Raw genomic sequence first — 6540 nt, forward strand, 5'->3', positions numbered from 1 at the left:
CCCGCCAAGACCGCCGCCACCCACCGACCTTCACGCGGGAGCACGGTATGCCCGACGAGATAGACCGCGGGGTAGAACCGAATCAGTCGGCCGACTTCGAGCCGATAGGCGATGTGCTGCTGTGTCAGGCCAAGCGCACGCAGCTGGCGGTGGGCAACCGGGCCATGCTGCCGTGCGGCGAGCTCGCCGATCTGGAGGTCCGGGTCGCCTCGTGATGACATATCCATCACGAGGCGACCCGGACCTCGAACTCGCCCCCGCGCGGCGCGCGGCCCGTCCGCGAGCGGACGCTCAGTTCAGGCCGGCGTAGGCGCGGCGGACGGTGGCCGCCGCCGGCTTCGGCCGGCCGGCGTAGTCGAAGATGCCCTTGGTGTTGAGGCCTCGTTCGATGTGGATGCCGGGGACGATGGACTTGATGGAGCCGCCCGCGAACGACGGAGCGACCGCGAAGTCGCGCAGGTTCCACACCAACATCCCCGAGAGCTGGGGTAGCGCGCGGTAGGTCTCGATGTGGCGGCGCAGCAGCCAGGACTGGAAGCCGTAGCCGCCCGGCGCCGCGGTGGCGTTGCCGGCGTTGGCCTCGGCGCCGAACTCCGAGACGATCAGCACCTTGCCCGCGAAGAGCTTGGCGAAGCCGGCCGCAGTGTCGTGCAGGCGCGAGGCGATGTGCGCCTTGGTCTCGGTGGCGCCCTCGTACCAGCCGATGTAGTTGGTCAGCGCGACCGCGTCGACGTCGCGGTAGATCGCGCCCGGCACGGCGGGCGGGTGCGCGCCCCAGAGGTCGACGGCGACCAGGCGGCCGGGGTCGCGCTCGTGCAGCTCGCGCGCCATGTCGCGGACGTAGGCGATCTCGGTCAGGTCGTGGCCGTTGCCCGCGATCTCGTTGACGAGGTTCCAGGCGATGACCGAGGGATGCAGTTGCTCCTGGCGCACTGTCTCCCGCACGCGCTCGCGCGCCGCGTAGCCGAGCCCCGCGGTGTTCGACGTCCAGGCGCCGGGCGCGTCCACGGGGCCGACGCCCTGCCACACGAGGATCCCCGCGCGGTCCAGCCGCTCCAGCAGCGGTGGCGACAGCGCGTGCTGGGCGCGCGTCGCGTTGGCGCCGATCGCCCGCAGGTCGCGCACGAGGCCGTCCATGTCGGCACCGGTCAGCGCGTCGCCGCGGCCCTCGGCGTCCTCGTGCAGCGACGCGCCGTGCAACCGCAGCCGCTTGCCGTTGAGCAGCAGCGTGCCGCCGACGCGGCGCACCTCGCGCAACCCGACGCGCTCGTCCCACGCGCCCTCGCCGCGTCCGGCGCTCAAGTGCATGGTGTACAGCGACGGCGACCCGGGCGCCCAGAGCGCCGGGCGCTGCACCACGACCCGCGTGCTCACACGCCGCAGCTCCCCGCCGCCCAGATGGACCTCGGGGAAGACGAGGCCGACCCCGCCGCGCGCGCGGCGCAGCGCGCCGCGCACCTGGAGGTCGCGCGGCCGCCGGGAGCGGTTGCGGACGACCACCGACGCGTCGACGATCGCCGCCCCGCGCGACAGGCGCGTCCGCAGGGTCGGCGCCTCGAGCTCGCTGGGCGGCAGCGGCCGGAGCGTCACCTCGCGGTTGATCCCGCCGTAGTTGAACCACGTGCGGTGCCAGCCGTCGCGCTTCTGGCGCGTCGGGAAGCGGTAGTCGGCCCGCACGACCAGCCGGTGCGGCACGCCCGCGCGCAGGCGCAGCGTGAACTCGAACGGCAGGTAGGCGCCGGTGTGCGTCCCGAGCAGCCGGCCGTCCAGCCACACCTCCGCCTCGTGGTGGACCGACTCGAAGCGCAGCGCGAAGGAGCCGTTGCTCGGCGCGGTGAGCGTCGTGCGGTACCACGCGATCCCGCCGCGGTAGGCGGCCTCCCCCGCCGCGCCGGTGACCTTCGCGGCGTTGGCGACGTCGGGTACCGTCACGAGCTCGCCGTCGAAGCCACCCGCGCCCCAGCCCTTCAGGCCGCCGGCGTCGCCGGGATCGAGCGCCCGGATCCACGGCCCGGCGACCGCCAGCCGGCCCGCGGGCCCGCCGTACGCCGCGGCCGGCACCAGCGACTCGCCACGCGGGCGTGACGACACGGCCGCGACCACCGCGGCGCCGGCGATCAGCATCGCCAGGCCGAGGGCGCCGGCCACAAGGAGCCTGGTGCCCGTGCGGCTCATGCTCAGTCCTCGACGATGGCGACCGCGCGCGCCGGCGCGGCCGAGCCGCCCACGATCCGCAGCGGGAACACCGACACCTGGAAGCCGCTGGGCGGCAGCTGATCCAGCGCGCAGAGCCGCTCGATCTGGCAGTACTCGAGGTCGGCCTGGTGCGCCGCCCAGAAGATCCCGGCCTCGCCGCGCTCCTTGGCCTCGGCGGCCTGGAGGTGCAGCGGCGCGTCCCAGCCCCAGGCGTCGATACCCATGACGCGGACGCCGCGCTCGTGCAGCCAGCGCGTGGCCGCGGCGGTGACGCCCGGCCCGCGGACCATGTAGTCGGGCTCGGCGTAGAAGGCGTCGCGGCCCGTCCGGACGAGCACGATGTCGCCCGGCGCCAGCGTGTGGCGCGCGTCGCCCAGTGCGGCCTCGGCCTCCGCGGCGGTCATCGCGTCGCCGTCGGCCTTGTGCGACATGTCGAGCACGACGCCCGGGCCGAAGAACCAGTCCAGCGGCAGCTCGTCGATGCGGCGCGCGGGACGGCCCGCGATCGTCGAGTTGTAGTGGTAGGGCGCGTCGACGTGCGTCGAGTTGTGCGTGCCGAAGCGCGTGAAGGTCTCGACCGCCCAGCCCTCGCCGTCGCGCAGCAGCTCCGGGCCGACGCCGAGCAGCGCCTCGATCGCCGCGGCGCCCGCGGCGTGATCGGCGTACTCGATGTCGGTGCGCAGCTGATCGGGCAGCTCGCGGGGCGACGGCTGGATCGGTGCGCTGAGGTCCACGAAGCGAGGCATCGGCGAAGCCGAGTTCGTCGCCGACGCCCGCTGTCCTGCAGCGGACCCCGGATCAGAGCGGCGTGGGCTCCGTCCCGGCGTTCATCGCCACGTACTTGGTCTCGAGGTACTCCTCGATCCCCTCCGGCCCGCCCTCGCGGCCGAAGCCCGACTGCTTGACGCCGCCGAACGGCGCGCCCGCGTTGGAGACCATGCCCTGGTTGAACCCGATCATGCCGGTCTCCAAAGCTTCGATGACCTTGAACGCCCGGTTGACGTCGGTCGTGAAGACGTAGGACACGAGGCCGTACTCGGTGTCGTTGGCCTTGGCGATCGCCTCCTCGTCGGAGGAGAACGTGGTGATCGGCGCGACCGGGCCGAAGATCTCCTCCTTGAGCAGCTCGGCGTCGTCGGGCACCTCCGACAGCACGGTCGGCGCGTAGAAGTAGCCGGCGCCGTCGAGCACCTTGCCGCCGGTCAGCACCTTGGCGCCCTTGCCGACGGCGTCGTCGACGAGGCCGGAGACCTTCTGGCGCTGGGTGTCGTCGATCAGCGGCCCCACCGCGTTGCCGTCCTCGGTGCCGCGCCCGACCTTCAGCGCGCCGATCTTCGCCGCGAGCTTCCCGGCGAACTCCTGCGCGATCGACTCGTGGACGTGGAAGCGGTTGGCGCTCGTGCACGCCTCGCCGCCGTTGCGCATCTTGGCCAGCAACGCGCCGTCGACGGCCTGGTCGAGGTCCGCGTCCTCGAACACGAGGAACGGCGCGTTGCCGCCGAGCTCCATCGAGACCTTCAGCACCTGCTCGGCGGACTGCCGGATGAGCTCCTTGCCGACCGGCGTCGAGCCCGTGAACGACATCTTGCGCACGCGCGGGTCCTCGATCAGCGGCTGCATGATCTTGCCCGACGACGAGGCGGTGATGACGTTGACCACGCCACCCGGCAGGCCCGCCTCCTCGAGGATCTGCGCCAGCGCCAGCATCGACAGCGGCGTCTGCTTGGCCGGCTTGACCACGCACGTGCAGCCCGCGGCCAGCGCGGGGCCGATCTTGCGGGTGCCCATGGCCAGCGGGAAGTTCCACGGCGTGATGAACACGCACGGCCCGACCGGCTGCTTGAGCGTCAGCACCCGGCCCTTGCCGGTCTCGTTGACCGTGAAGCGGCCGTTGATGCGGACCGCCTCCTCCGAGTACCAGCGGAAGAAGTTGTTGGCGTAGGTGATCTCGGCCTTGGACTCGCTGACCGGCTTGCCCATCTCGAGCGTCATCAGCAGCGCGAGCTCGTCGGTCCGCGCGTGGATCAGGTCGTAGGCGCGCCGCAGGATGTCGGCGCGATCGCGCGGCGCGACGTTGCGCCACGTCGCGAACGCCTCGGTCGCGGCGGCCAGCGCCGCGCCGGCGTCCTCGTTGGTCGCGTCGGCGACCTCGGCGATGATCTCGCCCGTGGCCGGGTCCTCGACGGGCAGCGTCGCGCCCCCGGAGGCGTCGCGCCACTGCCCGCCGATGAAGAGCTGGGTCTTGACCCCTTCGACCACCCGGGTCTCGTCCGCCGTCGCTGCCATGTGTCGGTCCTCCTGGGTTGCCGTACTCGAAAGCCTGCTCTGGCTTCGAGCATACGGCGTGCCCGGCGCGCCTCGGTGGCGAAACCGGGTCGTCCGGCTACGCCGCGTTGCGCAGGGCCGACGCCTCGCGACGGAACGCCGCGCGCGCCCGCGGCATGTAGCGCAGCGGCGGCGGGACGAGCGGCCAGCTCGTGCGCACGCCGGCCAGCAGCAGGCGCAGCGCGCGCTCGTCGGCGCCCGACCACGTGAGCCCGAGCGTCATCCGGGCCCGTTCGGGCAGCGTGCCGCGGGCGATCCACGACGGCCCGCGGTTGATCAGCGGGCGCAGGGCCGCCCAGGCCGGCCCGGGGACCCATGGATACGGCGCCGGGAGATCGGCGGCGGTGGCGAAGGAGCCCACCGCCACCGCCGTCGGCTCGAGCACCTCCTCGACCATGTGCTCCCAATACTCGCGGAACGCGGCGTAGTCGGGCGGGACCGGGCGCATCGTCAGGCCGTATAGCGCGTACCAGTCCACGGACTCCTCGTAGAGCAGCTCGCACGCTGCCTCGCTCAGCGGGGTGCCGAACAGCGCCTGGCCGGCGATCATCGACTCGAAGAACGTCGCATGGGCCCAGTAGAAGGCGTCGGGGCTGAGCGCGTGGTAGCCGCGGCCCTGCCCGTCGGTGCCCTTGATCGTCCGGTGCTGGTCGCGCACCCACGCGCCGGTCTCGCCCGCCCGCGGCCCGTCGTAGACGACGCCGAGGATCGGCGGCGCCGAGCGCAGCAGCCGGTTCCACGGGTTGTCGAAGAAGTCGGAGTGCTGCTGCAGCGCCGCGTCGATCGCCGGATGCATGGCCTGCAGGACGCCGGCGCGGACGATGAGCAGCATGCCCCGTGCGTCGCCGAAGTACCGCCACGTGAGGGAGTCCGGGCCGAGCGGTCGTGGCCCAACTGGCAACATGCGTTGCCAGTCTGGAGAGGACAACGCTCGTTGTCAATCAACCGCGTCGCGCGAGCTGACGCGAGCGGCGGCGATGACCAGCGCGGCGGCGTGGGCGTTCAGCCGCGCCGTCGAGATCGGCGGCTCGCCGAGCAGCCAGGCGAGGTAGAGGTTGCGCAGCGCGCCGAGCAGCGCGACGGCGGTCAACTCCGCATCGGTCGCGTCCGGCGCGTCGGGCAGCGCGGTGATCTGCGCGACGAGCAGCGCCGCGAACGTCGGCACGAGCTCGATGTCGTGGCGGGCCAGGACCGTGTCGGAGAACGACTCGCTCAGGAGGACGCGCCCGCGCCGCGGGTCCTCCTCGAGGAACGCCGTGAACGCGGCGACGGCCGCGTGGGCCAGCGCCTCGTCGGCCTCCGCATCGGCGTGGGCCGCCACAGCCGCCGAGATCGCCGCGCGCGCCTCGCCGGCGACCTGGGCGTGGACGGCGCGCAGGAGCGCGTCGCGCCCGTCGAACGACTCGTAGAAGTAGCGCTCCGACAGCTTCGACGCGCGGCAGACCGCGCGCACGGTGACGCCCGCCGCGCCCTCGGTCCCGAGCAGCTCGACGCCGGCCTCCACGAGCTGCGCGCGGCGCGCCGCCTGGCGCGACTCCAGCGTCGTCCCGCCCCAGCGACGCCCGGCCGCCGCCTCGGGCTCAGGTGTTGAGGACCGTCGCGTCACCGAGCTCCTCCGCCAGTGCGACGTCGAGCGAGTAGTCGATGGGCAGCACGATCAGCGACGGCAGCTCCAGCGTCAGCGCGTGCTGCAGGTGCCGACCGAAGTCGTCGGGGCGCTCGCACCGCCACGCCGGCATCCCGAACGCGTCGGCGAGCTTGACGAAGTCCGGGTTGGTGAAGTCGACGCCGAAGTGCTCGCCGAACTTCTTGTCCTGCTTCCAGACGATCGACCCGAACTGCCGGTTCTCCCAGACGATGTTCACGAACGGCGTCTTGAGCCGCATCGCGGTCTCGAGCTCCTGGAAGTTCATCAGGATGCCGCCGTCGCCGTTGACCGTCACGACGCGCCGGTCCGGGTGCACGAGCTTGGCGGCGACCGCGCACGGCACGGCGAAGCCCATGCCCGCCAGGCCGTTG

Annotated in this window: 7 protein-coding genes; 1 reads left to right on the top strand and 6 read right to left on the bottom strand. The window is 72.9% G+C overall.

Features of this window, described 5'->3' with window-relative positions; translation table 11 throughout:
• The first annotated feature begins 47 nt into the window (after window positions 1–47).
• Entirely contained in the window at window positions 48–215 is a 168-nt protein-coding gene (locus VK501_RS09725; RefSeq protein ID WP_324337067.1) for a hypothetical protein, read from the top strand.
• A gap of 76 nt (window positions 216–291) precedes the next feature.
• Here the strand turns inward: VK501_RS09725 and VK501_RS09730 are convergent, their stop codons facing one another.
• From VK501_RS09730 to VK501_RS09755, 6 genes are all read right to left on the bottom strand, one after another.
• A complete protein-coding gene (locus VK501_RS09730; RefSeq protein ID WP_324337068.1) occupies window positions 292–2175 on the bottom strand; it encodes a glycoside hydrolase family 2 protein in 1884 nt (627 codons plus the stop codon).
• A 2-nt stretch (window positions 2176–2177) separates the two neighbouring features.
• Window positions 2178–2942: a cyclase family protein gene (locus VK501_RS09735; protein WP_324337071.1), complete on the bottom strand. Its 765-nt coding sequence runs from the start codon at window positions 2940–2942 to the stop codon at window positions 2178–2180.
• Between the two features lie 52 nt (window positions 2943–2994).
• Window positions 2995–4482: an NAD-dependent succinate-semialdehyde dehydrogenase gene (locus tag VK501_RS09740; RefSeq protein ID WP_324337073.1), complete on the bottom strand. Its 1488-nt coding sequence runs from the start codon at window positions 4480–4482 to the stop codon at window positions 2995–2997.
• Between the two features lie 97 nt (window positions 4483–4579).
• Window positions 4580–5425 (bottom strand): oxygenase MpaB family protein, encoded by an 846-nt coding sequence (locus VK501_RS09745; RefSeq protein ID WP_324337075.1) that lies wholly within the window; start codon window positions 5423–5425, stop codon window positions 4580–4582.
• Window positions 5426–5458: 33 nt separating this feature from the next.
• Window positions 5459–6127: a TetR/AcrR family transcriptional regulator gene (locus tag VK501_RS09750; RefSeq protein ID WP_324337077.1), complete on the bottom strand. Its 669-nt coding sequence runs from the start codon at window positions 6125–6127 to the stop codon at window positions 5459–5461.
• The coding region (locus VK501_RS09755; protein WP_324337079.1) for a thiamine pyrophosphate-dependent enzyme at window positions 6102–6540 on the bottom strand (439 nt) is incomplete at its 5' end. The genes VK501_RS09750 and VK501_RS09755, both read right to left, overlap by 26 nt.

The organism is Baekduia sp. (assembly GCF_035318805.1).
Lineage (GTDB): Bacteria > Actinomycetota > Thermoleophilia > Solirubrobacterales > Solirubrobacteraceae > Baekduia.

What these genes read in the sequence shown, in the direction of transcription:
- VK501_RS09725 (WP_324337067.1), top strand. Translation starts at nt 48, where the DNA reads ATGCCCGACGAGATAGACCGCGGGGTAGAACCGAATCAGTCGGCCGAC.
- VK501_RS09730 (WP_324337068.1), bottom strand. Translation starts at nt 2,175, where the DNA reads ATGAGCCGCACGGGCACCAGGCTCCTTGTGGCCGGCGCCCTCGGCCTG.
- VK501_RS09735 (WP_324337071.1), bottom strand. Translation starts at nt 2,942, where the DNA reads ATGCCTCGCTTCGTGGACCTCAGCGCACCGATCCAGCCGTCGCCCCGC.
- VK501_RS09740 (WP_324337073.1), bottom strand. Translation starts at nt 4,482, where the DNA reads ATGGCAGCGACGGCGGACGAGACCCGGGTGGTCGAAGGGGTCAAGACC.
- VK501_RS09745 (WP_324337075.1), bottom strand. Translation starts at nt 5,425, where the DNA reads ATGTTGCCAGTTGGGCCACGACCGCTCGGCCCGGACTCCCTCACGTGG.